This window comes from Lentibacter sp. (assembly GCF_965657785.1).
In the GTDB taxonomy this organism is placed as follows: Bacteria; Pseudomonadota; Alphaproteobacteria; order Rhodobacterales; family Rhodobacteraceae; genus Lentibacter.
The window spans coordinates 158,497-181,322 of record NZ_CBFHPP010000002.1; the positions used below are offsets into that span (position 1 = coordinate 158,497).

At 57.6% G+C, this 22,826-nt stretch carries 21 protein-coding genes; 10 read left to right on the forward strand and 11 right to left on the reverse strand.

Annotation, left to right across the window (positions count from 1 at the left end; all coding sequences use genetic code 11):
• Positions 1-48 precede the first annotated feature (48 nt).
• The 4 genes from ACTF58_RS01985 (at position 49) to rsgA (ending at position 3,659) form a co-directional block, all read left to right on the forward strand.
• Positions 49-525 (forward strand): hypothetical protein, encoded by a 477-nt coding sequence (locus ACTF58_RS01985; protein ID WP_438990282.1) that lies wholly within the window; start codon positions 49-51, stop codon positions 523-525.
• 44 nt (positions 526-569) lie between these two features.
• On the forward strand, positions 570-1,202 hold the full coding sequence (locus ACTF58_RS01990; protein WP_438990283.1) for a ribonuclease HII: 633 nt from the start codon (positions 570-572) through the stop codon (positions 1,200-1,202).
• 89 nt (positions 1,203-1,291) lie between these two features.
• Positions 1,292-2,398, forward strand: coding sequence for a site-specific DNA-methyltransferase (locus tag ACTF58_RS01995; protein WP_089893301.1), 1,107 nt, complete (start codon positions 1,292-1,294; stop codon positions 2,396-2,398).
• Positions 2,399-2,600: 202 nt separating this feature from the next.
• On the forward strand, positions 2,601-3,659 hold the full coding sequence (gene rsgA / locus ACTF58_RS02000) for a ribosome small subunit-dependent GTPase A (RefSeq protein ID WP_438990284.1): 1,059 nt from the start codon (positions 2,601-2,603) through the stop codon (positions 3,657-3,659).
• 2 nt (positions 3,660-3,661) lie between these two features.
• Here rsgA and ACTF58_RS02005 read toward each other — a convergent pair whose 3' ends face one another.
• Together ACTF58_RS02005 and mutY are read right to left on the reverse strand one after the other, a co-directional pair.
• Positions 3,662-4,795 (reverse strand): alkane 1-monooxygenase, encoded by a 1,134-nt coding sequence (locus ACTF58_RS02005; RefSeq protein WP_438990285.1) that lies wholly within the window; start codon positions 4,793-4,795, stop codon positions 3,662-3,664.
• 36 nt (positions 4,796-4,831) lie between these two features.
• Positions 4,832-5,887: an A/G-specific adenine glycosylase gene (gene mutY, locus ACTF58_RS02010; RefSeq protein WP_438990286.1), complete on the reverse strand. Its 1,056-nt coding sequence runs from the start codon at positions 5,885-5,887 to the stop codon at positions 4,832-4,834.
• A gap of 63 nt (positions 5,888-5,950) precedes the next feature.
• Between mutY and ACTF58_RS02015 the strand changes: the two genes are divergently transcribed.
• The 3 genes from ACTF58_RS02015 to ACTF58_RS02025 are packed head-to-tail and all read left to right on the forward strand — an operon-like array spanning position 5,951 to position 8,282.
• Complete coding sequence (locus ACTF58_RS02015; RefSeq protein ID WP_438990287.1) at positions 5,951-6,469, forward strand: DUF721 domain-containing protein; 519 nt, start codon at positions 5,951-5,953, stop codon at positions 6,467-6,469.
• 13 nt (positions 6,470-6,482) lie between these two features.
• Positions 6,483-7,166, forward strand: a complete 684-nt coding sequence (locus ACTF58_RS02020; protein WP_438990288.1) for a thioredoxin domain-containing protein — start codon at positions 6,483-6,485, stop codon at positions 7,164-7,166.
• A gap of 3 nt (positions 7,167-7,169) precedes the next feature.
• On the forward strand, positions 7,170-8,282 hold the full coding sequence (locus ACTF58_RS02025) for a CaiB/BaiF CoA transferase family protein (RefSeq protein ID WP_438990289.1): 1,113 nt from the start codon (positions 7,170-7,172) through the stop codon (positions 8,280-8,282).
• 90 nt (positions 8,283-8,372) lie between these two features.
• Here ACTF58_RS02025 and lpxK read toward each other — a convergent pair whose 3' ends face one another.
• Positions 8,373-9,344 carry a tetraacyldisaccharide 4'-kinase gene (gene lpxK / locus ACTF58_RS02030; protein WP_438990290.1) on the reverse strand — a complete coding sequence of 324 codons (972 nt, stop codon included), beginning with the start codon at positions 9,342-9,344 and terminating at the stop codon, positions 8,373-8,375.
• The gene (locus tag ACTF58_RS02035; RefSeq protein WP_438990291.1) at positions 9,344-10,555 is read right to left on the reverse strand and encodes a 3-deoxy-D-manno-octulosonic acid transferase; all 1,212 of its coding nucleotides are present in this window, start codon (positions 10,553-10,555) and stop codon (positions 9,344-9,346) included. The genes lpxK and ACTF58_RS02035 overlap by 1 nt, the downstream gene beginning before the upstream one ends.
• Before the next feature lie 312 nt (positions 10,556-10,867).
• On the opposite strand from ACTF58_RS02035, the gene ACTF58_RS02040 reads away from it, so the two are divergent.
• Positions 10,868-12,220 (forward strand): aminotransferase class III-fold pyridoxal phosphate-dependent enzyme, encoded by a 1,353-nt coding sequence (locus ACTF58_RS02040; protein ID WP_438990292.1) that lies wholly within the window; start codon positions 10,868-10,870, stop codon positions 12,218-12,220.
• A 90-nt stretch (positions 12,221-12,310) separates the two neighbouring features.
• Here ACTF58_RS02040 and ACTF58_RS02045 read toward each other — a convergent pair whose 3' ends face one another.
• The 5 genes from ACTF58_RS02045 to ACTF58_RS02065 all read right to left on the reverse strand — a co-directional run bounded on the left by ACTF58_RS02045 (position 12,311) and on the right by ACTF58_RS02065 (position 17,747).
• A complete protein-coding gene (locus tag ACTF58_RS02045; RefSeq protein WP_438990293.1) occupies positions 12,311-13,630 on the reverse strand; it encodes an NAD(P)/FAD-dependent oxidoreductase in 1,320 nt (439 codons plus the stop codon).
• The gene (locus tag ACTF58_RS02050; protein ID WP_438990294.1) at positions 13,630-14,451 is read right to left on the reverse strand and encodes an ABC transporter permease; all 822 of its coding nucleotides are present in this window, start codon (positions 14,449-14,451) and stop codon (positions 13,630-13,632) included. Before ACTF58_RS02050 ends, ACTF58_RS02045 begins: the two co-directional genes overlap by 1 nt.
• Positions 14,452-14,581: 130 nt before the next feature.
• A complete protein-coding gene (locus ACTF58_RS02055; protein WP_438990295.1) occupies positions 14,582-15,475 on the reverse strand; it encodes an ABC transporter permease subunit in 894 nt (297 codons plus the stop codon).
• Between the two features lie 3 nt (positions 15,476-15,478).
• Positions 15,479-16,603, reverse strand: a complete 1,125-nt coding sequence (locus ACTF58_RS02060; RefSeq protein WP_438990296.1) for an ABC transporter ATP-binding protein — start codon at positions 16,601-16,603, stop codon at positions 15,479-15,481.
• A 58-nt stretch (positions 16,604-16,661) separates the two neighbouring features.
• The gene (locus ACTF58_RS02065) at positions 16,662-17,747 is read right to left on the reverse strand and encodes a polyamine ABC transporter substrate-binding protein (RefSeq protein WP_438990297.1); all 1,086 of its coding nucleotides are present in this window, start codon (positions 17,745-17,747) and stop codon (positions 16,662-16,664) included.
• Positions 17,748-17,882: 135 nt separating this feature from the next.
• Between ACTF58_RS02065 and ACTF58_RS02070 the strand changes: the two genes are divergently transcribed.
• Positions 17,883-18,596 carry a GntR family transcriptional regulator gene (locus tag ACTF58_RS02070; protein ID WP_438990298.1) on the forward strand — a complete coding sequence of 238 codons (714 nt, stop codon included), beginning with the start codon at positions 17,883-17,885 and terminating at the stop codon, positions 18,594-18,596.
• Positions 18,597-18,672: 76 nt separating this feature from the next.
• A complete protein-coding gene (locus tag ACTF58_RS02075; RefSeq protein ID WP_438990299.1) occupies positions 18,673-20,067 on the forward strand; it encodes an aspartate aminotransferase family protein in 1,395 nt (464 codons plus the stop codon).
• 261 nt (positions 20,068-20,328) lie between these two features.
• Here ACTF58_RS02075 and argE read toward each other — a convergent pair whose 3' ends face one another.
• Both argE and ACTF58_RS02085 read right to left on the reverse strand, forming a co-directional pair.
• Positions 20,329-21,489 (reverse strand): acetylornithine deacetylase, encoded by a 1,161-nt coding sequence (gene argE / locus ACTF58_RS02080; RefSeq protein WP_438990300.1) that lies wholly within the window; start codon positions 21,487-21,489, stop codon positions 20,329-20,331.
• Positions 21,486-22,670, reverse strand: coding sequence for a M24 family metallopeptidase (locus tag ACTF58_RS02085; protein ID WP_438990301.1), 1,185 nt, complete (start codon positions 22,668-22,670; stop codon positions 21,486-21,488). Before ACTF58_RS02085 ends, argE begins: the two co-directional genes overlap by 4 nt.
• Between the last annotated feature and the right edge of the window lie 156 nt (positions 22,671-22,826).

The following is a 22,826-nucleotide window of genomic DNA, read 5'->3' on the forward strand; positions in this document are numbered from 1 at the left end:
TTGCATGATGAGGTGCGGGCCGATTTAAAACCGAAAGGAAACTCTCTTATGTCACGTAAATTTATAGCTGCGATTACGTTAAGCGCCCTCTTGGCGGCATCTTTTTCGGCCGTTCCAGCACGCGCAGATGACAGGGATACAGCGCGCGCCCTTGCGGGGATTGTGGCGCTTGCGCTGATTGGGAAAGCGCTGAGTGATCGCAAGGACGACCGCCATCTGCACCAGACCCATCGCCCAGAACCGCGCCAGCCCAAAGGCAAAGCGGTGCATCGGTCTGGTCAGTTTGAGCATCAGCCTTTGCCGCCGCGTGTGCGCAAGATGACGCTGCCGCGGCGCTGTTTGACTGTGGTGCAGGGCCGTCACAAGACGTTCCGCTATATGGGCGAGCGGTGCTTGCAGAACAATTATCAGTGGTCGCGGAGTCTTCCGCGCGCCTGCGAGATCAGGGTGAAGGGGCCACGCGGTGTGCGCACGGGCTATCAGGCGGGCTGTCTGAAGCGGAACGGATATCGCCTGAACGGATAATACCTGCTTGATCTGGGCCTGTTGTCTCTGTCATCTCTGGCAGAATGACAGGCCCGGATTTTTCTTATGAGCGCGCGGCGATGAGTCGTGGATTTGCCCGCATTGCGGGAGTTGACGAGGTTGGCCGCGGGCCGCTGGCGGGGCCAGTGACGGCCTGTGCCGTTGTTTTGGATATGTCGCGCATTCCCGAAGGCCTCAACGACAGCAAGAAGCTGAGCGCAAAGCGGCGGGACGCTCTGGCGGAGGCGATTTTGGCTTGTGCTGAAGTGAGCGTGGCGAGTGCGAGCGTGGAAGAAATCGACGCGTTGAACATTCTGCGCGCGTCTCATTTGGCGATGGAGCGGGCTGTGGCGGGGCTTTTGACGCCGCCAGATCATTGTTTGATTGATGGAAACCTCATTCCCAAGGGCCTGACCGTCTCGGCGGAGGCGATTGTGAAGGGGGATAGCAAATCAGTGAGCATTTCTGCGGCCTCTATTGTGGCGAAAATCAGGCGGGATTTTGTCATGTCGGCACTGGCGCAACAGTTTCCGGGCTATGGCTGGGAGACGAACGCCGGATATCCATCAAAAAGTCACAGGTTGGCTTTGGAAAATCTTGGTGTGACCCCACACCATAGACGTTCGTTCAAACCAGTGCACAATATCTTGTATCAACAAAAAAATGTAAGTGACTGATTCAAAAAAGAAATTGACCGCGAATCGTCAATGACTCATCTTAGGCCTCAACCAATGAGTGCAAAACGCACCGTGTATGAGGCAGAAAAATGAAAACGAAAACGAACGCAAAGAGCGCGGTGTCGCTTCCTTTGAACACCATTCTGGACGGGGATTGCATCGAGCGCATGAACGCGCTTCCAGCAGAAAGCATTGATCTTATCTTTGCGGACCCGCCCTATAACTTGCAGCTCAAGGGCGACTTGCACCGCCCTGACAACTCAAAAGTGGATGCGGTGGATGACCACTGGGACCAATTTGACAGCTTCAAGGTTTATGACAAATTTACGCGCGAATGGCTTGCGGCGGCGCGTCGTCTGCTGAAGCCGAATGGTGCGATCTGGGTGATTGGCTCCTATCACAACGTGTTCCGCATGGGCGCCGAACTTCAGAACCAAGGGTTTTGGATTCTCAATGATGTGGTATGGCGCAAGTCAAACCCGATGCCGAACTTTCGCGGCAAGCGCTTTACCAATGCGCATGAGACAATGATTTGGGCGGGTAAAACCGAAACAAGCAAATACACCTTCAATTACGAAGCTCTGAAGGCTTTGAACGAAGGCATCCAGATGCGCTCTGATTGGGTTATTCCGATCTGCAACGGCGGCGAGCGCCTGAAAGACGACAACGGCGACAAGGCCCACCCGACACAGAAACCAGAGGCGCTTTTGCACCGTGTGATGGTTGGTTCGACCAATGTCGGCGATGTGGTTTTGGACCCGTTCTTTGGCACGGGCACAACAGGCGCGGTTGCCAAGATGCTGGGTCGTGAGTTTATCGGGATCGAACGCGAGGAAGCTTACCGCAAGGTTGCTGAAAAGCGGATCGCCAATGTGCGCAAGTTTGACAAGGAAGCGCTCGAAGTGAGTGTGAGCAAGCGCAGCGAGCCGCGTGTGCCGTTTGGGCAGCTTGTGGAGCGCGGAATGCTGCGCCCGGGCGAAGAACTTTATTCGCTCAATGGCCGTCACAAGGCAAAAGTGCGCGCAGACGGCACGCTGATTGGCGACGATATCAAGGGATCGATCCACCAAGTGGGCGCGCATCTTGAAGGCGCACCAAGCTGCAACGGCTGGACCTACTGGAGCATCAAGCGGGATGGCAAGCAAGTTCCGATCGAACTGTTCCGCCAGCAGATCCGCGCCGAGATGCGCAACTGAATTAAAACGAGACTTCACCTGCAACCATGGCTCAGCTTTGAGTCAGCGGGTGAGCTCTGTCTTTTACCGAACACCGCCGGTGCCTGTGGCCTGACTCCACGGCACTTTACCTTAAGCCCCGTCCTACTCCAGAGGCGGGGCCTTTTTTTGTCGGTGTTTTGATATAGACTGGGCGGCAACACGAATAGAAAGCACACCCTTGATGACTGACGACACCCAAGAGGCTTTGCGGCCAAAGACGGCGCCCCTTTCGCTTTTGCAACAGCTGGGGTGGGGCCCGTTTTTTGAAGACCAAGCCGAGGCGTCTGTGATCGCTGCGACACCGCCTGTCAGGGTCACCGAAGTGCACCGCAGCGGTCATCATGTTTTGGGAGAGGGGATCGACATGATCCTTCCGCCGCGTCCTGATGCGACGGTGGGGGACTGGCTCTTGCTCAATGCTGAAGAGCCTGCCGAAAGCGTGGTTCTTGAGCGCAAGAACCTGATCAAGCGGCGCGCGCCGGGGGGTGAGCGGCAGGTTCAGCTGATCGGGGCGAACCTTGATACCACCTTCATTGTCACCTCTTGCAATGATGATTTCAATATTGCGCGGCTGGAGCGATATGTTGCGCTTGCGCTTGAAGATAGGGCGTCGCCCGTAATTTTGCTGACCAAGGCTGATCTGGCGGAGGATGTGGAGAGCTATCTCAGCCAAGCGCGCTCGATCTCGGCGGATGTGCCTGTGCTTGCGATTGACGGGCGCGGTGAGGAGCCGCGCGAGAGGCTGGCCCACTGGTGCAAGCCTGGTAAGACGGTTGCATTTATCGGCTCTTCGGGTGTGGGGAAGTCGACGCTGACCAACACGTTGTCAGGCGGTCAGGAAGTCAAGACCCAAGGGATCAGAGAGGCGGATGCGCGAGGGCGGCACACCACAACGAGCCGTCAGCTTCACTTGCTGGTGAGCGGCTGCACCGTGCTGGATACGCCGGGTATGAGAGAAGTTCAGCTTACGGATGCGGCGTCGGGGCTGGGCGAATTGTTTGCTGATTTGCAAGAACTGGGCACGCAATGTCGCTTTCGGGACTGTATGCACGAGAGCGAGCCGGGATGTGCCATTAAGGCTGCGCTGGCAGCGGGAGAGATTGGCAAGGCGCGCCTCTTGCGCTGGAAAAAGCTTGTCGCGGAAGATGCGTTTAACTCGGAAAGTCTCAGCCCGCGCAAAGCCATGGACCGAACCTTTGGTCGCGTGGCCAAGCAAGGTAAAAAACGCGGGAAGAAGTAACCCTAGCGCGGCATCGGGTTTTTCGCTTTGTTATAGGGCTTCCACTCGGTGATTTCGGGGTAATACATCTCGCGCCAGCGCTTGACGCGTGGGTTCATTTTCTTGCGCCAAAGCGGAGGAACCATCGCGGCCATCGTCATCAGAGGATAGCCATAGGGCAGCTGGGGCGCTTGGGAGGCGTCGTAGTTTTGCAAGAGAGGGAAGCGGCGGTCTGGCTTGTAGTGATGATCGGAGTGGCGCTGGAGATTGATTAGAAGCCAGTTTGACGCTTTGTGCGCCGCGTTCCAGCTGTGATGGGGCATCACGTGCTCATATTTGCCATTGCCAAGGTGTTTGCGGGTCAGGCCGTAGTGTTCAACATAGTTGACCAGCTCGAGCTGCCAGACGGCGGCGAAGGCTTGCCAGAGAAAGAGTGCGAGGCCGACCCAACCGCCGACGACAAGAGCCAGAGCAAGCATAAGGCCTTGCAACGCCCAATAGCGGAAGAACGGATTGGAGCTGTCGCTCCACGGCAGGTCTTTGCGGGCGAGCATCTCTTTTTCGGCTTTGAAGGCCGAGCTTGGCCCCTCGCGCAGAACACGGGGGAAGTAGCGGTAAAACCCCTCATTGTAGCGGGCGGTGACGGCGTCGCGCGGGGTTCCGACGTAGCGATGATGCACGAGCAGGTGCTCTGTTCGAAAATGGGAGTAGAGCACCATGGAGAGCAGGATATCGCCAAGCCAGCGCTCGAACCTGTTTTTCTGGTGCATCAGCTCGTGGGAGTAGTTGATCCCGACTGTGCCTGTGATGACGCCGACGCCGAAGAAGAGCACTATTGTTTCGAGTGTTCCGAGATGCTCGGCGCGGGGGACATAGTAGAGCAGGCCAAAGAGCGTCAGGAACTGTAGCGGCATCCAGAGTTTGGTGATGAGGGAATAGGCTGTGAGGTGTTCTTCGCCAATGTTAGGGTCTGCATTTTCGGTATTGAGGCCGAGGACGGCATCAAGGCCAGAGAAAAGATACCAAGTCGCCAGTGGCAGCAGCGCGACCGTCCAGCCGCCATAAAATGCGCCGATCCAAGCAAGAGGAATGAGCGTAAGAGAAAGCCAGAACGGCAGAGCGCGGCTGAGGCTGGCGACGTGTTGGGCGTTGAGCATTTGAAGACCCTTTACTCAGGACAATTGGCGGAACTCTTACGATCTATTGTCGAACGCGCTTTGCGCAAGGTCAAATGCCTTTCGCATGACCGTGGGCAAAGCCTTGGGGGAAAAGCTGTGTTTGGGGATAAATTCCAGCCCCTCGATTTCGGCATCATAAGGCAGATGAGCGATGTAAATATCAAGGCGCAGGTGAAAATGTGTGAAGGTGTGAAGCGCTTCGGCGTTGAGCTTTTGCCAATCTGCGTCAAGCGGGGGCGCGGCGATACGCTCCTCGCCCCAAGCGGCTCCGGGCCAGCCGAGCATTCCACCAAGGAGGCCTTTGTCGGGGCGGCGCTCCATCAGCCATGCCCCATCCGCGCGACGCGCGATATAGGCTATGCCGAGACGCGTCGGCTTGGCGGCTTTGGGGCGCTTGCGGGGCAAGGTCTCGGCGATCCCTTCGGCGCGGGCCACGCAGGGCGCACGCCACGGGCAGATGCCACAGGCGGGGGATTTGGGCGTGCAGAGCGTTGCGCCAAGGTCCATGACGGCTTGGGCATAGTCGCCTGCGCGCAGCTCGGGCGTCAGGCCAGCGGCATGGGCGCGCAGGGTCTCTTTGCTGTCAGGAAGCGGCTCTAACACGGCATAAAGCCGCGACATCACCCGCTCGACATTGCCGTCGAGCACTGTCTCTGCGTGATCATAGGCGATCGAGGAAATGGCCGCAGACGTATAGGGCCCGATCCCGGGCAGGGCCTCAAGCGCGGCGCGTGTTTTGGGGAAGCCGCCAAGCTCTGTGACGGCGCGGGCGCATTTCAAGAGATTGCGAGCGCGGGCGTAATAGCCCAGGCCTGCCCATTCTGCCATGACGTCTTCGTCGCGCGCGGCGGCGAGGGCCTCGACCGTGGGCCAGAGCAAAAGAAAGCGGGTGAAGTATGCTTTAACGGCCGCGACAGTCGTTTGCTGAAGCATGATTTCGGAGAGCCAGACGGCATAAGGGTCTGGAGTGACTCCGGCGGCTCTATCAGACGGGCTGGTGCGCCACGGCAGGCTGCGCGCGTGTGCATCATACCAGTCGAGCAGATCGGAGGCTTTTGCCGTGTCACGCATTGTTTATATCCTGTTTACCAATCGCTCTGTCCAAGGAGCCTTTGCGGGGGTAACATGGCGTTGATGAGTAAAGATGCAAGCCAAACCAAACGCAACCGCGGCTTTAAGCGGGCCGCGAATCTGATGGGAGAGCGGATTAACGCTGTGTCTCAACAGCGTGGTTTTGCTGTGTCGCGGCTTTTGACCCATTGGGAAGAGATTGCCGGACCCGAGATTGCCAGCATGAGCCGACCTGTTGAAATGAGCTATGGCAAAGGCGGCTTTGGCGCGACCCTCTGTTTGCTCACCACGGGGGCGAATGCGCCTGTTCTGGAGATGCAAAAAGCCAAGCTGCGCGAGAAGGTCAACGCGGTTTATGGTTACAACGCGATTTCCAGTATTCGTATCACCCAGACCCATGCCACAGGCTTTGCCGAGGGGCGCGTCGACTTTGAACACCGTAAGCGCAACGTGACCGCCAAGGTGGCTGACCCAGAAGTTGTTCAGGAGGTCAGGGCGCGTGCGGCGCAGGTCGGCAACGAGAGTTTGCGACTGGCCCTTGAAGCGCTGGGCCAAAACGTTTTATCCAAACACAAACGCTAGAAGAGAGATTTTTATGAACCGCAACATTCTTATCATTGCATTGGTTGCAATCCTTGGTGCTGGAGGCGCTTTCTTTTTTGTGAACGGTGGCGGGGCCAAGCAGGTCGAGGTTGCGCCGCAAACTGAAGCTGACGCTGAAACAGTTGTGCAGGCGAGTGATGTGGCTGCGTCCGAGATTATTGAAATGACGTTGGGCAATCCTGATGCGCCTGTGAGTGTGATTGAATATGCGTCCTTCACCTGCTCGCATTGTGGCGCGTTTCACCGTGAGGGCTTCAAGGAGCTGAAGGCCAACTACATCGACACTGGCAAGGTTCATTTCATCTATCGTGAGGTCTATTTTGACCGCGCTGCCCTTTGGGCGTCTATGGTGGCGCGCTGCGGCGGGGAAGAGAAGTTCTTCGGGATATCGGATTTGATTTATAAGGGTCAACGCGACTGGATGGGCGGCGGAGACCCCGTGCAAATGGCGGATGGTTTGCGCAAGATCGCCCGCGTGGCGGGGCTGTCATCAGAGACGATTGATGCCTGTCTTGAAGATCAGGATAAGGCTCAGAGCCTGATCAGCTGGTATCAGGCGAATGCTGAAAAGGACGGGATCGACTCAACCCCGTCGTTTATCATCGGAGCCGAGCGCGTGGCAGGCAACAACTATGCAAAACTGCGGGATGTGATCGACGCACAGCTCGGGAACTGAGCTATGAGTGCTCCTCTGGACGGCCTGAAGGTCATTGAACTTGCGCGGATTCTGGCTGGCCCTTGGGCGGGTCAGACGCTGGCAGACCTTGGCGCGGATGTTATCAAAGTCGAAGCCCCGCAGGGTGACGACACCCGCCAGTGGGGGCCTCCCTTTGTGGAGCGGGGCGCGGAGACATCTGCCTCGTATTTTCACTCCTGCAATCGTGGCAAATCGAGTGTTGTGATCGATTTTCGCACACCCGAGGGGCAGGCGCAGGTGCGCGCGCTCGTGAAAGACGCAGATATCCTGATCGAGAATTTCAAACTCGGCGGTCTGGCGAAATACGGGCTGGATTATGCGAGCCTCGCCGAGATCAATCCGCGGCTGATTTATTGCTCGATCACGGGCTTTGGCCAGACGGGGCCATATGCGCACCGCGCGGGCTATGACTATATCATTCAGGGGATGTCGGGGCTTATGTCGATCACCGGTGAACCTGACGGGCAGCCGCAACGCGCGGGTGTTGCGATCACGGATGTGTTCACCGGGGTTTACTCTGTCGCGGGCGTTCTGGCGGCGCTTTATCAGCGCGAACGCACGGGGCGCGGGCAGCATCTTGATATGGCGCTTTTGGATGTGGCTGTTTCCGTGACGGCGAACCAAGGGCTGAACTACCTGACCACAGGCGTGCCGCCGGGGCGGACGGGAAACTATCACCCCAATCTGACGCCCTATCAGGTCTTTGATTGTGCGGACGGGCATATCATCATCGCGACGGGAAATGACGGGCAATATCGTCGGCTCTGTGACCTTTTGGGTCTTGGTTGGATGAAGGAACATCCGGATTATCTGACCAATGCGGACCGTGTGGCCAACAGGCCGGCTATGATTGCGCTTTTGATGGCCGAGACAGCCAAGCAGAGCAAAGCCGAGCTTCTGGCGGGCTGTGAGGCCGAGGGCATTCCGGCCGGACCGATCAATGATATGGCCGAGGTGTTTGCTGATCCGCAGGTCAAGGCGCGGGGGATGCAGATCGAACTGGATGGCGTTCCGAGTGTGCGCTCGCCTTTTGTCTTTAGTGATGCGGATCTTGCCTTGAAGCGGCCCTCGCCGAAGCTGGGCGAGGACGGGTGAGCCCTTTCGAATTTTTGCTTTGCAAAAATCCGATTAAAGCGAGGGGCCTGCCCCTCGCGCTCCCCGGGATATTTTTAGAAAGAAAAAGAGTTAGGACGTGAGCCTCTCAAGTAGTGTCTTGAATTCGGGTGCATTTGTGAGCTGTAAGCGGACTGGAAGGGTGAGCACTTCCTGACGCAAGCTTTGAGGCAGGCGGACGGCGTCTTTTTCTGTGGTAACGAGGCGGGCGTTGTGACGCCTGGCGTCTGCTATCAGGCGGGACATGAGGGCTTGTGTCAGGGGCTGATGATCGGCCAGAGCCTCGGCATGGATGATCTCTGCGCCAAGATTTTTCAGGGTTGTGAAGAATTTTTCGGGGTGACCGATCCCTGCGAAGGCGAGCACGCGGGTTCCTGCCCAGTCCATGCCCATTGGAAGCGGCTCCAAGGAGGCTTCAAAGCGGGGCACGGTTTGAGGCGCGCGGAAGGCGATTTGCTCGGCTGCAGGGCCAATTGTTATGAGGGCATCGGCGCGGGCGAGGCCTTTTGCAGCGGGCTCGCGTAACGGGCCTGCAGGAATACAACGGCCATTGCCAAAGCCGTGTTTTGCATCGACCACAACGAGGGAGAGGTCTTTGTGGACCGAGGGGTCTTGCAGGCCATCATCAAAGAGGATGACGCTTGCGCCCTGTTGTGCCGCGTGCTCGGCGCCTTGGCGGCGCGATTTGGAAACGACAACGGGGCAAAACGCGGCCAAGAGCAATGGCTCGTCGCCGACATCTGCGGCAGAATGCTTGCGCGGGTCGACGAGCGCAGGGCCTTGGAGCGCGCCGCCATAGCCGCGAGAGACAACAACGGGGCTGTGGCCGAGTGACAGAAGTTCTTGAACAAGATAGATGACTGTTGGGGTTTTGCCTGTTCCGCCTGCGTTGATATTGCCGACGCATATGACGGGGGGTGCGAGTTTGACGCGGCGGCCGCGCCCGAGCCTGCGCGCTGTGCCGTAGGCGTAGAGCGCGCCGAGGGGGGCCAGCAGCAGCGACTGCCAGCTTTGCGGGCGGAACCAGAAGCGGGGCGCTTGCATCAGCTTTTCTCCAAATGATCCAGAGCGTCATGCACAAGGGATGTGATCCTGTCCGTGACATCTGCGCCTTCGGTGGCGATTTCCCATGCGGCCATCGCCATTTGTGCCGCACGGTCGGGTGCGGACAGGTGGATGACTGCGGCTGTGAGTGTGTTTATATCGCGCACGATCCTTGCGCCACCCGCAGCAGCAAAGCGGGAATAGCTTTCGAGATATTTGCCAACATTCGGGCCATAGAGAATCGCTGAGCCGAGGTTGGCGGGGGCGAATGGATTGTGACCGCCGTGGCCTGACACAAGGGAGGCAGCCATGAAGCTTACGGGAGACAAGCGCAACCAAAGACCCAGCTCATAGGGGTCTTCGGCCAAAAGAACCTGAGCGGTTTCGTCGCTGAGACCTTCGGTTTCGGGCCAGATGGCATATCGCAGCTGATGGTGTTCAAGAGCGGCTTTGAAGGCGTCTCCCTCTGCTTCATCATCGGGCACGAGGATCAGCAAGAGCCGATGCGCGGCGCGACTGGCTTTGAGATGAGCAGACAAAATAATATCGAGCTCTTGGGCACGCGCGCAGGCGGCGAGCCAAGTGGGGCGTGAATTGAGCGCGGAGGAAAGCTCTGCAAGGTCCGCCTCATTGCAGGGTAGGGACGGCACCCCTTGTTGCATCCGCCCGGCAATGAAGATGTCTTGCGCATCCACACCCATTTTGCGCAGAACTGTTTCGGCCTCGCTGTCACGGGCCAGAAAGCTTGAAAACAGCTTTAGTGCGCGCCGTTGGGATAGGCCCTGTCCGCGCCAGAGATTGGTTTGGAAGCCTTCGGCGTGGGCGTCGAGCAAGAATAGGGGGATTTGGCGCTTGTCTGCTTCCTGCGCAAGGGGCGGATTGATCCAGCCGCCTGCCCAAAGGCAAAGGCGCGGTGCGTAGAGAGCGAAAAAGGCAGAGATAGCGCTTCCGTTACGGGAGACGCTGGCCCAGCTGATCGAGGAGTGTAGGCCGTCGGGCTTGGTGAGGCTGCCATCTGTTGTGATGAGGCAGGTGATGTCTGGGCGTTCGCCAGAAAGGCTACGGCGCAGTTGCAAAAAGGCAGACACATGGGACGGCTCTGTCGCGTGACACCAGAGATCAACAGGGAGCGGCTCGGCCTGACCGGCTTTCGGGGAGAGTTCGCTTGAGGCCAGAGGGCGCGTGATCAGGCCTGACAGGAGGGGTTTCATCACTTGGCGTCCTTGAGGGTATCTGCACAGACGTGTGAAGACCGTGCGAAACGATGACGGCTCTGTGCCATGTCGAGGCCTTTTTCCATTATGAACCTCACAACCCTAAGCGATTGCACTATTAGGTCAAGGCGGTGGGCGGAGCCATAGCAAAGGGGCGGCAGCCGTGAAACCCTTTCTGGTCGTAGTGTTGCCTAGGGCCGACGGGGTTTATGCATCTTTCTTGAGCACGATCATGCGTAATCACGCTGGACAGAATCGGGCGGCGTGCTAGATTTGATCAAATTTTTGATTTGCCCGATGGAGAGCGCGATGAAAGACGATAACTTCCTGAAAGAGAACAATGCACGCCATATGTGGCACCCTATGGGCGCACCGGGCGATAGCCTTGAGCATCCGCCGACGATTATCAAAAGTGCCGAGGGTGTGAAGATCACTGATCTGGACGGCGCGGAAGTTGTGGACGCTGTGGGCGGGCTTTGGTGTGTCAATCTCGGTTATTCCAACGACGTGGTGAAAGACGCGATTGCCAAGCAGCTCTATGAGCTTCCTTACTATTCGGCCTTTGCGGGAACGAGCAACCCCACCGCGATTGAAGCCTCATACGCCGTGCGCGAGTTCTTTAAGGACGACGGCATGGGGCGGGTCTTTTTTACGTCGGGTGGCTCTGACTCTGTTGAGACGTGCTTGCGGCTGGCGCGGCAGTATCACCGTATCAAAGGCGAGCCGACGCGGACCAAATTCCTGAGCCTCAAGAAGGGCTACCACGGCACGCATTTTGGCGGCGCAAGTGTGAACGGGAACAACCGCTTTCGCATCGCCTATGAGCCGCTTTTGCCCGGCTGTTTCCATCTGCCGAGCCCTTACACCTACCGCAACCCGTTTAACGAGACCGACCCGGCCCAGCTGGCGCAACTCATTGCGCAGGCGATGGAAGACGAGATCAACTTCCAAGGTGCCAATACGATTGCGGCCTTTATCATGGAGCCGATTCAGGGCGCGGGCGGTGTTATTGTTCCGCATGAGAGCCTGATGCCGCTTCTGCGCGAGATATGCACGCGGCATGGTATCTTGATGATCTCTGACGAGGTGATCACGGGCTTCGGGCGCACAGGGCATTGGAGCGGGGCGCGGCACTGGGGCGTCAAGCCTGACATGATGAGCACGGCGAAGGGGATTACCTCTGGGTATTTCCCTGTTGGGGCGGCGCTGATGAGCGAGGCTGTGGCAGATGTCTTTGAAAAAGACACCAAGGGCGAGGCCGGAATTTTTCATGGTTATACCTATTCGGCGCACCCCGTGGGCGCGGCGGCTGTGACGGCCACGCTGAGCGAAACTTTGCGGCTTGATACGAAGACCAACGCGGCGGCGCGCGGCGCGCAGCTTTATCAAGGCGCGCTGAAGCTGGCGGAGAAACACGATATCATCGGGGATGTTCGTGGGGGTCATGGGCTGATGACGGGGATCGAGATTGTCTCTGATAAGGCCAGCAAGACGCCAATGGACATGGCGACAATGAAACGTATCCATAAGGCGGCTTATGATGCTGGCGCGATGGTGCGTTTGGGGGCGCATAATATTTTGATGTCGCCGCCTCTAACGATTTCTGAAGCGGAGATTGATACTGTGTTGAGCGCGCTTGATATCGGGTTTGGCTCTGTCTGAGGGGTTGCGCCGCGCCTTTGGCGCGTCGCAGTGGGCGAGAGGGCTCTGCCCTCTCGCGCTCTACCGGGATTTTTTTTAGAAAGAAAAAGATTAGAGGTCTTTGAGGGTGGCAGCTGCGTAAACACCATACATTAGCGCGCGACGGGCGAGCCCGAGCGGGAAGCGTTTGGGCGGCTGCAGCATGAGTTTTGGGGTTTGCAGTTTCCGTGCGCCTAAGACTTGATCGGCGAGAAGCGCGCCTGTGTAGCTGCCCATGGCGACACCGTTGCCGTGATAGGCAAAGCCTGCGTAAGCGCCCGGCATCTTTGGAATGGGGCCCGCGAAGGGCGTGAGGCCTGCGGCAAGGCAGACCATGCCGGACCAGTAATAAGGCGTTTCGATTGCGGCCCAAGCGGGAAACATCGCTTCGAAATCGGCGCGTATTTTGCGTTTGTTGCGGGTCTCGGCGCTCTTGGAGGACATGAGGCCACCGCGCATTCCGAAGAGGAAGCGGCGGTTTGGCATCAGACGGAAGTAGTGCAGCAATGTGCGGCTGTCATAGGCCGCTTGATCAGAGGACCAGCCGCTGGCGATCTCTGTATCGGTCAGCTCGCGGGTGACGAGCACCGATGATTGCGCCGGCATATAGCGCTCGGCCATCCATGGCGGGACATCTTCGGAGGAATAGCCATTGGTTGCGATGATCAGTTGATCTGCGGTGAGCGCGCCTTGGGGGGTTTTGAGGCCGTAGCTCTTTGTACGATCAATTTTGTGAACGGGGCTTTGCCCGAAGACTTGCACGCCCGCGGCCTCGGCAGCCATGAGGAGCCCTGCAAGATATTTGCGTGGATTGAGGCCAAAGCCAATTGGAGTTGTGATGGCGCTGTGAAACTGGCCGGACATCCCCAGCGCGGGAAGCTCTTCTTTGCTGTGAAGCGTGGGCGTGACGCCGTAGTTTTCTTCGATTGCGCGCGCGTCATCGTCAAAGTGGATGCTCGCTTTATGGGCGAGTTGGGTTTCGCCGTTGCTGTGGATGTCTGCCTCAATCGTTTGGGTTTTGATGAGATTGGCGACGTGATGAACTGCGGCTGCTTCGGCGCGGCGATAGGCGAGGCGGGCAGGCTTGCCATGCTGACGGTCAAGCATGGTGTCGCTTGCTTTGGCGCCACCAAGGCAGCAGAAGCCGCCGTTACGCCCGGAAGCGCCCCAGCCGGGAAAGCCTGCGTCAAGCACTGCGACAGAGACACCTGCCTCGGCCAGCGCAAGCGCGGCTGAGAGGCCCGTGAATCCGGCGCCGATGATGGCTACATCGGTCTTTTGCGCGCCTGACAGCTGCGGGCGCTTGAGGGCAACGTCACCGACAGTATCGGCCCAGTAGTTGCCTAAGATCCTGTCGTCTGAATAAGCGTGCTTTGCGAAGATACGCCGCATCAGTCTGTGGCTTTTTCGGCGGCTCGTTCCTCACGCTGCTGGCGCAGGGTGGCGCGTTTGGACATGAGCGAGGCGGTTATCACGCCGACGGTGACGATGCTGATCATGATGGTTGAGAGCGCGTTGATCTCGGGCGAGACCCCAAGGCGCACCGCAGAGAAAATCTTGATCGGAAGTGTCGTGGCCGAGGGGCCTGCTGTGAAGGAGGCGATGACGAGATCGTCGAGAGACAATGTAAAGGCAAGAAGCCAGCCCGAGATCACCGCTGGCGCAATAATCGGCAGGGTGACAAGGCGGAAGGCCTCAAAAGGCGAGCAACCCAGATCAAGCGCCGCCTCTTCGAGGGAGCGGTCAAAACTCACAAGGCGCGAGGAGACGACCACAGAGACGTAGCACATTGAGAACGTCGTATGCGCCAGCACGATTGTCAGAACGCCACGGTCAAGGCCGATACCGATGAAGAGCAAGAGCAACGAAAGACCCGTGATGACTTCGGGCATGACCAAAGGCGCATAAATCATCCCAGAGAACAGCGTGCGCCCGTTGAAGCGACCGCCGCGCACAAGGACATAAGCCGCCATTGTTCCAAGAACTGAGGCGATTGTAGAACTCATCACAGCGACTTTCACAGTGACCCACGCCGCATCAAGAAAGGCTTCGTTTTGAAAAAGCTCGCCATACCATTTGGTCGAGAAACCAGCCCAGACGGTCACGAGCTTTGACTCGTTGAAGCTGTAGATCACGAGGATCAACATTGGCAGATAAAGAAAGGCGAGACCGAAGCTAAGCGATGTCGCGTTGAACCAGGTAAAGCGTCTCATGGCCTGGTTCTCCCTGTGTCTTTTTTCTTTCTAAAAATATCCCAGGGGGTGCGGGGGACAGCGTCCCCCGCTTCGGTCGGATTGAGCGAAGCGAAATCCGAAACCCTTGCAAAGCAACCTTTGAATATATTCATTGTCCCTCGGCCTCCCGTTGCTTTTGTTCGTTGCGCTGGAACAGCACGATCGGGATGATCAGGATCAGCAGCAGGATCACTGCAACAGCAGAGGCGACCGGCCAGTCGCGGTTGGAGAAAAACTCCTCAAACAAGACCTTGCCGATCATCAGGGTTTGCGATCCACCGAGCAACGACGGGATGACAAACTCGCCAAGCGCGGGAATGAAGACAAGGAAGCAGCCTGCGATGATCCCTTGTTTGGACAGCGGTATTGTCACAAGCCAAAACGCAGTGAGGCGCGAACAGCCAAGGTCTTCTGCGGCCTCCAGAAGAGAGGAGTCGAGTTTCTCCAAAGCGGCGTAGATTGGCAGGATCATGAAGGGCAGGTAGGTATAGACGATGCCGATATAGACGGCAGTGTTGGTGTTCAGGATCGTGAGCGGTTCGGAGATAATGCCTGTCCAGAGAAGAAACTGGTTCAGGAAGCCTTCGTTGGAGAGAATACCCATCCAAGCATAAACACGGATCAGGAATGAGGTCCAGAACGGCAGGATCACCAGCATCATCAGGGTCGGGCGCCACTCGTCGGGGGCCTGTGCCATGGCGTAGGCGATAGGATAGCCGACAAGGAGCGTCAGCAGGGTTGAAAGCGCTGCGATTTGTAAGCTGGAGAGATAGGCTTTCCAGTAAAGATCATCTGTGGTGAGGAAGATGAAGTTCTCGAAATCAAGATTGGCGAAGAATGCTCGTATCCCGCTCCAGCCAGACGAGACATCAAGCGTGGGTGTGTAGGGCGGAATGGCAAGGGCTGTGTCTGATAGGCTAATTTTGAACACGATAACGAAGGGCACGAGGAAGAGCACCGCGAGCCAGACATAGGGCACAGAAATCAGGGTAAAGCGGCGCATGGCTTAGCCCTCCAGCACGATGGCGGCTGTGTCGGTCCAGCTGAGCCAGACGCTGTCTTCCCAAGTGAAGCTGCGACGCTCCAGCCTTGTGGTATTGGCTGTCTGGGCTTTGATCATGTGGCCGCCTTCGATTTCGACATGGTAGGTCGACAGATTGCCAAGATAGGCGATATCTATGATTTTGCCTTTGATCGTATTGGTCATTTTGGCGGGTTTCTGCGCCGTGATCGAGACTTTCTCGGGGCGGATCGCCAAGGCGCATTTGCTGTTTTCACCCAGATCATTTGTTGTCTTGGCGTGCAGCGGCGCTTTGCCTTCCGCATAGGTAATGTCGTAGCCGTCGCTGGCGCGGGTGGCATGGCCGTTGAGGATGTTCACATCACCGATGAAATCGGCGACATAAACCGAATTGGGCCGCTCATAGATATCGGCAGGGGTGGCGACCTGAATGATTTGGCCTTCGTCCATCACGGCCACGCGTGAGGCGACAGTCATGGCCTCCTCCTGATCGTGGGTCACGATGACAAAGGTTGTGCCGGTCTTTTCCTGAATATCCATCAGCTCAAACTGGGTGTCTTGACGCAGCTTTTTATCGAGCGCACCGAGCGGTTCGTCCAGAAGCAAAAGCTTGGGCGCTTTGGCGAGAGAGCGGGCGAGGGCCACGCGCTGACGCTGGCCCCCCGAAATCTGGTGGGGCTTGCGCTTGGCGAATTTGGTGAGCCGCGTGAGGCGGAGCATCTCTTCGACGCGCGCGTCTATTTCAGGCTTGGGTTTGCCTTCGCGCTTTAGGCCGAAAGCAATATTTTCTGCGACCGACAGGTGCGGGAAAAGCGCATAGGACTGGAACATCATGTTCACGGCGCGCTTGTTGGGCGGCACGCCTGCCATGTCTTGTCCTGCAATCAGGATCTGGCCTTCTGTCGGGGTCTCAAAGCCGCCGAGCATCCGCATCATTGTCGTCTTTCCGCAGCCTGACGGGCCGAGCAGCGCAAAGAATTCCTTGGCGTAAATATTCTGTGTGAGGTTGTCGATGGCGACGAAATCACCAAAGCGCTTGGTGACATTTTTAAATTCGATGAGCGGCTTTTCGTCCGCGTCGAGCCAAGGTGCGAAAACTGTCTGTGCCATGCGTATCCCTAGAAGTTTAAAAAGCCCGCAAACCGGAGTTTGCGGGCTGTGTTCGGGCTTATGTGCCTGATTTGATTTTTGTCCAGAGACGTGTGACGACACGCTGGACTTTTGCGTCATAAGGAGAGGTTGTGTAGAGCTTCTCCAGTGTTGCCGCATCAGGGTAGATCGCTGTATCGCCGATCACGTCTTCCTCGAGCATAGGCTGTGAGGCCAAGTTGCCGTTGGCGTAATAGACATAGTTTGACGCGGCGGCCATGTTCTCGGCGTTCATGATGAAGTCGAGGAACTTATGCGCTCCGTCGACGTTTGGGGCATCAATTGGAATAGCCATTTGGTCAAACCACATCAGCGCGCCCTCTTTGGGAGCGTTATAGGCGATTTCGACACCGTTCTCGGCTTCTGCTGCGCGGTCACGCGCTTGAAGAATGTCGCCTGACCAGCCGAAGGCCACGCAGATATCGCCGTTGGCGAGGGCGTTGATATATTCGGAGCTGTGGAACTTCTGCACGTGCGGCGCGATGGCGGTCAGCACGGCTTCTGTTTTGCCAATAACGTCGGGGTCCTGGCTGTCGGGGTCTTCGCCGATATAGGCCAGCGCGGCTGGGATCATCTCGGCGGGCGCATCAAGAAAATGCACGCCGCATGAGGCGAGCTTTTCCATATTGGCTGGATTGAACACCAGATCCAGTGAGCCGACCGGCGCATCCTCTCCGAGAATTTCCTTGACCTTGTTAACGTTTACGCCAAGGCCCGTTGTGCCCCACATATAGTTGATCGAATAGGCGTTGTCGGGGTCGTATTTTGCGGTGCGGGCTTCGATTGCATCCCACATATTGCCTTTGTTGCTGAGCTTGGAGGTGTCGAGCTTCTGGAACGCGCCTGCAGAGATCTGACGCTGCAGGAACGTGCCCGACGGCACAACAACATCATAGCCAGAGCCGCCTGCGAGCATTTTGGTTTCGAGCACTTCGTTTGAGTCAAACACGTCGTAGATGAGCTTGATGCCGGTTTCTTCTTCGAATTTGGCGAGCAGCTCTTCATCGATATAATCAGACCAGTTGTAGACGCGCACTTCTTCGGCTGAGGCCATGCCTGCGACGAGCGCGAGTGAGGCTGCTGCTGAAAGCAGATAGGTTTTCATGTTTGGTTTCTCCCTGTTTGCGAGGTCATTCCCCTTGACGAAATATTTGATCAAGTTTTGACTGTCTTGGCAACATTTCAATTATGATGCCTGCACGATGAGCGGCAAAATGCAAGAGATTCGGAAGGATAGACTATGACGCAAGACCCCGCCCACTCGGCCAATCTGGTGAGTTTTGCAGCCTATCCAGCGCAGTCTTCGGCAGACCTGCCGGCACATGAAAAAGTTTATCGCCAGATGCGCGATTTGCTTTTGTTTGGCGAGCTGGCACCGGGACAGGCCGTGACCATTCAGGGCATATGCAACACGCTTGGCGCAGGGATGACGCCTGTGCGGGAAGCCATTCGCCGGCTAACGGCGGAAGGAGCGCTTGAGTTCTTGGGAAACAGGCGTGTTGTCGTGCCTGTGCTGAGTGTTGGGCACGTGAACGAGCTCATTTTTGCACGTCAGGCTATTGAACCGCAGCTCACCGTGCGGGCCACCGAGCGGGCGACAGACGAGGGCATTGAGGAGCTGACCTTGATCGACGATGCGCTGGATCTCGCGATTGCGCAGGGGGATGTGCGAAACTATCTTGAGCAGAATTATCGCTTCCATGCGCGGCTCTATTCGATGGCGGATGCGCCTATTCTTTCAGCACTGGCAGACGGGCTTTGGCTAAGATTTGGGCCAAGTTTGCGCGTGGTTTGCGGGCGGGTGGGCACCCAGAATCTCCCTGATCAACACCATGAGGCACTGAGCGCGATGCGCGCCGGCGATGCGCAGGCTGCGGCCAAAGCAATGCGGGAAGATGTGATTCAAGGCATGGAGCAGGTGCGGCGGGCGCTCTGCGAAACCACAAGAGATTGACAGGAAATAATTTGATCATATTCTGACGGAGATAAAATTGATCGCGTAGGCACGCCCGCGCCTCTGGGAGTTTGATATGACACAGATCACCAACCATATGCCAACAGAAGAGCTGCAGCGCCTTGACGCGGCACATCACATGCACCCGTTCACAACCAATGACGAGCTTGAGAAGAAGGGCGCGCGCGTCATTACCCGCGCCAAGGGCGTGACGCTGACAGACAGCGAGGGCAACGAGATCCTTGATGCGATGGCGGGGTTATGGTGTGTGAATATTGGCTATGGGCGCGACGAATTGGCCGAGGTCTCAAGCCGCCAGATGCGAGAACTGCCATATTATAACACGTTTTTTCAAACGACCCATGTGCCTGCGATTGCTTTGGCCGAGCGTTTGGCAGAGCTGACGCCCTATGATCTGAACCATGTTTTCTTTGCCAATTCGGGCTCGGAAGCGAATGATACAAACATCCGTATTGTGCGCACCTATTGGCAGGAAAAGGGCCAACCCGAGAAGACTGTGATCATATCTCGCAAAAATGCGTATCACGGCTCGTCTGTGGCCTCATCGGCTTTGGGTGGAATGTCAGGAATGCACGCGCAGAGCGGGATGATCCCTGATATCCACCATATCGACCAGCCGAACTGGTGGGCCGAGGGCGGCGATATGAGCCCTGAAGATTTTGGGCTTGAGCGCGCCCAACAGCTTGAGACGGCGATCCTTGAATTGGGTGAAGATAAAGTCGCGGCCTTTATCGGCGAGCCTGTGCAGGGCGCTGGCGGTGTGATTGTTCCGCCGTCGACATATTGGCCCGAAATCCAGCGTATTTGTGACAAATACGGTATCCTTCTGATTGCCGATGAGGTGATCTGCGGATTTGGCCGCACGGGGAACTGGTTTGGCTCGCAAACGATGGGAATCAAGCCTGATATTATGACCGTGGCAAAGGGGCTTAGCTCTGGGTATGCGCCGATCTCGGCGAGTATTGTGAACGACAAAGTGGCCGCTGTATTGGGGGCCTGTGAGTTTAACCATGGCTATACCTATTCGGGCCACCCTGTGGCCTGTGCCGTGGCGCTGGAGAACCTGCGGATCCTTGACGAAGAGGGCATCGTGAGCCACGCAGCTGAAGAGCTTGCGCCTTATTTAAAAGAGAAATTCGAGAGCCTTGGCGACCATCCGATGGTTGGTGAAGTCAAGGTTGTGGGGATGATGGGATCACTGGCTTTGACGCCTGACAAGACGACGCGGGCGAAGTTTGCGGTGGATGTGGGGACGGTTGGGTTTATGGTGCGGGAGCGGTGTTTTGCCAATAATCTGATCATGCGTCATGTCGGGGACCGGATGGTGATTTCTCCGCCGCTTGTGATTACGAAAGCCGAGATTGATACGTTGATTCTGCGGGCGCGCAAGGCGCTGGACGAGGGCTATGAGAACGTTAAAAAAGCCGGTCTTTTCAAGGCGATGAGCTAGGGGTCTCGCCTGCTGGCGCAGGCGACCCATTGGGGGGCTCTGCCCCCCAGTTTCAAAAACCCTGCGGTTTTTGAAACATCCCCCCGGGATATTTCGGGAAAGAAAAAGCGGTTTTTCGAGCTGCGTTCAGCATGGTTAACGGCGCTTATAGAGGCTGATTCCAGGGGGGTGATATGTGTGCACAAAGCGTGCACCATGCGTGCACCCCCCTGTTGCGCCAATTATTAGGCGAAAATTAAATAACGGTGCGTGCGCTGCCTGTCAGGCTATGAGCTTGCGGCTGAGGCCCTTGAGCATGGCGAGGCAAGCCTCAAGCTGATCGGGGGCGATAAACTCGTCGGGTTTGTGGGCTTGTTCGATGCTGCCCGGGCCGCAGACCACGGCGGACAACCCGAGCTGTTGAAAGAGGCCCGCTTCTGTGCCGAAGGCCACCACATCAACCCCGTTGCCGCCTGTGAGCGCGGCGCAGAGGTCGCGGGCTTCGTTGTCTTCCATTGGCATGAGGCCAGCAACCTCCCCCATGGTCTCGACTTCGATGTTTGCCGCCGGATGCACCACGCGCATGGCGGGGAGCAAAACGTCGTTTGTGTAGCTGTCCAGCTCTTTGTGCACAAAGTGGTAATCGCTGTCCTGAACGGGGCGAAACTCCCAATCGACTTCGGCTTTGCCGACGATCACGTTATGGGCCACGCCGCCCGTGAGACGGCCGATATTCACGGTTGTATAGGGCGGCTCAAAGCGGCTGCCTTCGGGGGCGCGCGCCATAAGATCGTGGCGCAGCTCCATCAGCTTGCTGACGTAGCGCACCGCATATTCGGCGGCATTCACCCCGCGCGCGGGCTGGCTGCCATGGCCTTCAAGGCCTGTGAAACGGGTGGTGTATTCGCAACAGCCTTTGTGGCCTTCGATGATGCGCATTTCTGTGGGTTCGCCAATGATGGCGATGGCGGGCTTGAGGCCTTGGGCCTTCAGTTCCTCGACCAAGGCTTGCGCGCCGATGCAGCCTGTTTCTTCGTCATGGGTGAAGGCGAAGTGGACGGGGCGCGCCAGATCAAGTGCTGCGTAATCTTCGGCCATGGCAAGCGTCGCGGCGATAAAGCCTTTCATGTCACAGGTGCCACGGCCAAAGAGCAGGCCGTCGCGGTCTGTGAGGGTGAAGGGGTCGGATGTCCAATCTTGGTCGGCGACGGGGACGACATCGGAATGACCCGAAAGCACAATGCCACCGTCGCCCTCGGGGCCGAGGGTTGCGAAGAGATTGGCTTTGGTGCCGCAGGGCGAGGTGAAGGTGCTCACCCGCGCGCCGAGCTGACCGAGATGATCGGCCATGAAGGCGATCATCGCGAGATTGCTCTCAGGGGAGATGGTTGGAAAAGCGATGAGCTTTTCCAATATGTCGACGGTGCGGGCGAGGCTGCTCATGGTTTGACGAACATCTTGCGAGGACGATCACAGAGCGCTTCGGCGGGGCCTTCGTCGCGGATCAGAATTGTCTCGGTGATTTCCATGCCCCAATCGTCCATCCAGAGGCCTGGCATGAAGTGGAAGGTCATGCCAGGCTCAAGCACGGTTTCGTCCTCGGCGCGCAGGGAGATTGTGCGCTCGCCCCAGTCGGGCGGGTAGGAAAGGCCAATGGGGTAGCCACAGCGCGCGCCACGCTCGATCCCTGCGGCCTCAAGTGGCGCGGCGAGGGCATTGGCGATATCGCAGGCGCGGTTGCCGGCGCGCGCCTTTTCAAGGCCCGCTTCAAGGCCTTCGACCAGAGCGGCCTCGGCGCGCTTGAGAAAATCGCTTGGCTCGCCAAGGAAGATCGTGCGGCAGAAGGGGGCGTGATAGCGGCGGTAGCAGCCCGAAATTTCAAAGAAGGTCGCCTCGCCCTTCTGGAAGGGGCGGCCATCCCATGTGAGGTGGGGCGCGGCGGCGTCGGAGCCTGAGGGCAGGAGCGGCACAATGGCGGCATAATCGCCCCAGTGGCCATCGGCACCGAGGATCAGATCGCGCTGGAGATCGGCGACGACCTCGTTCTTGGGGATGCCGACTTCGACGCGCTCAAGGAGGCCATCGACGACTTTTTCGCTGATGCGCGCGGCGCGGCGCATGAAGACCAGCTCTTCTTCGGACTTCACGGTGCGCTGCCAGTTGACCAGCGCTGTGGCGTCAAGGAACTGCGCGTTGGGCAGCTCTGTGAGCAGGGTCTGGAAGGCTTTGGCGGAGAAATAGTAATTGTCCATTTCGACGCCGATGCGCACATCTTCCTTGCCGATAGATTTGATGCGCTCGGCGAGGTCTTGCATGGGGTGGCGTGTTGTCGACTGCACGAAGTGGTCGGCGTAGCCGTGGATATGGCTGTCTTCCATCCAGACGGTGCGGAGCGCGCCGTTGGCGTCCTGACGGCGGCCCCACCAATGGGGCGCGCTGTCATGGGTTATGATGACGCCTTGATGGACATAAAACGACCAGCCGTCATAGCCTGTGAGCCACGCCATATTGGAGGGGTCTTGCACATAGAGCAGGTCGATGCCTGCGGCTTCCATGGCGAGGCGTGTTTTGGTCAGGCGAGCGGCATATTCGACTTCGGAAAAGGGGGTTCTGTGGAAATTCATCAGTTTGGCTCAGTTTGATTTTTGTTTCGCCTATGAGCGGCGAAAGGGAGGATCTGGTCTAGAAGGTAAAACGCCTTGATTTGGCGGTTTGCGACATTTGGGCGTATGATTCCCCGCTTGTTCACGCGTTAACTTTGCTGCAACTGCGACATAATC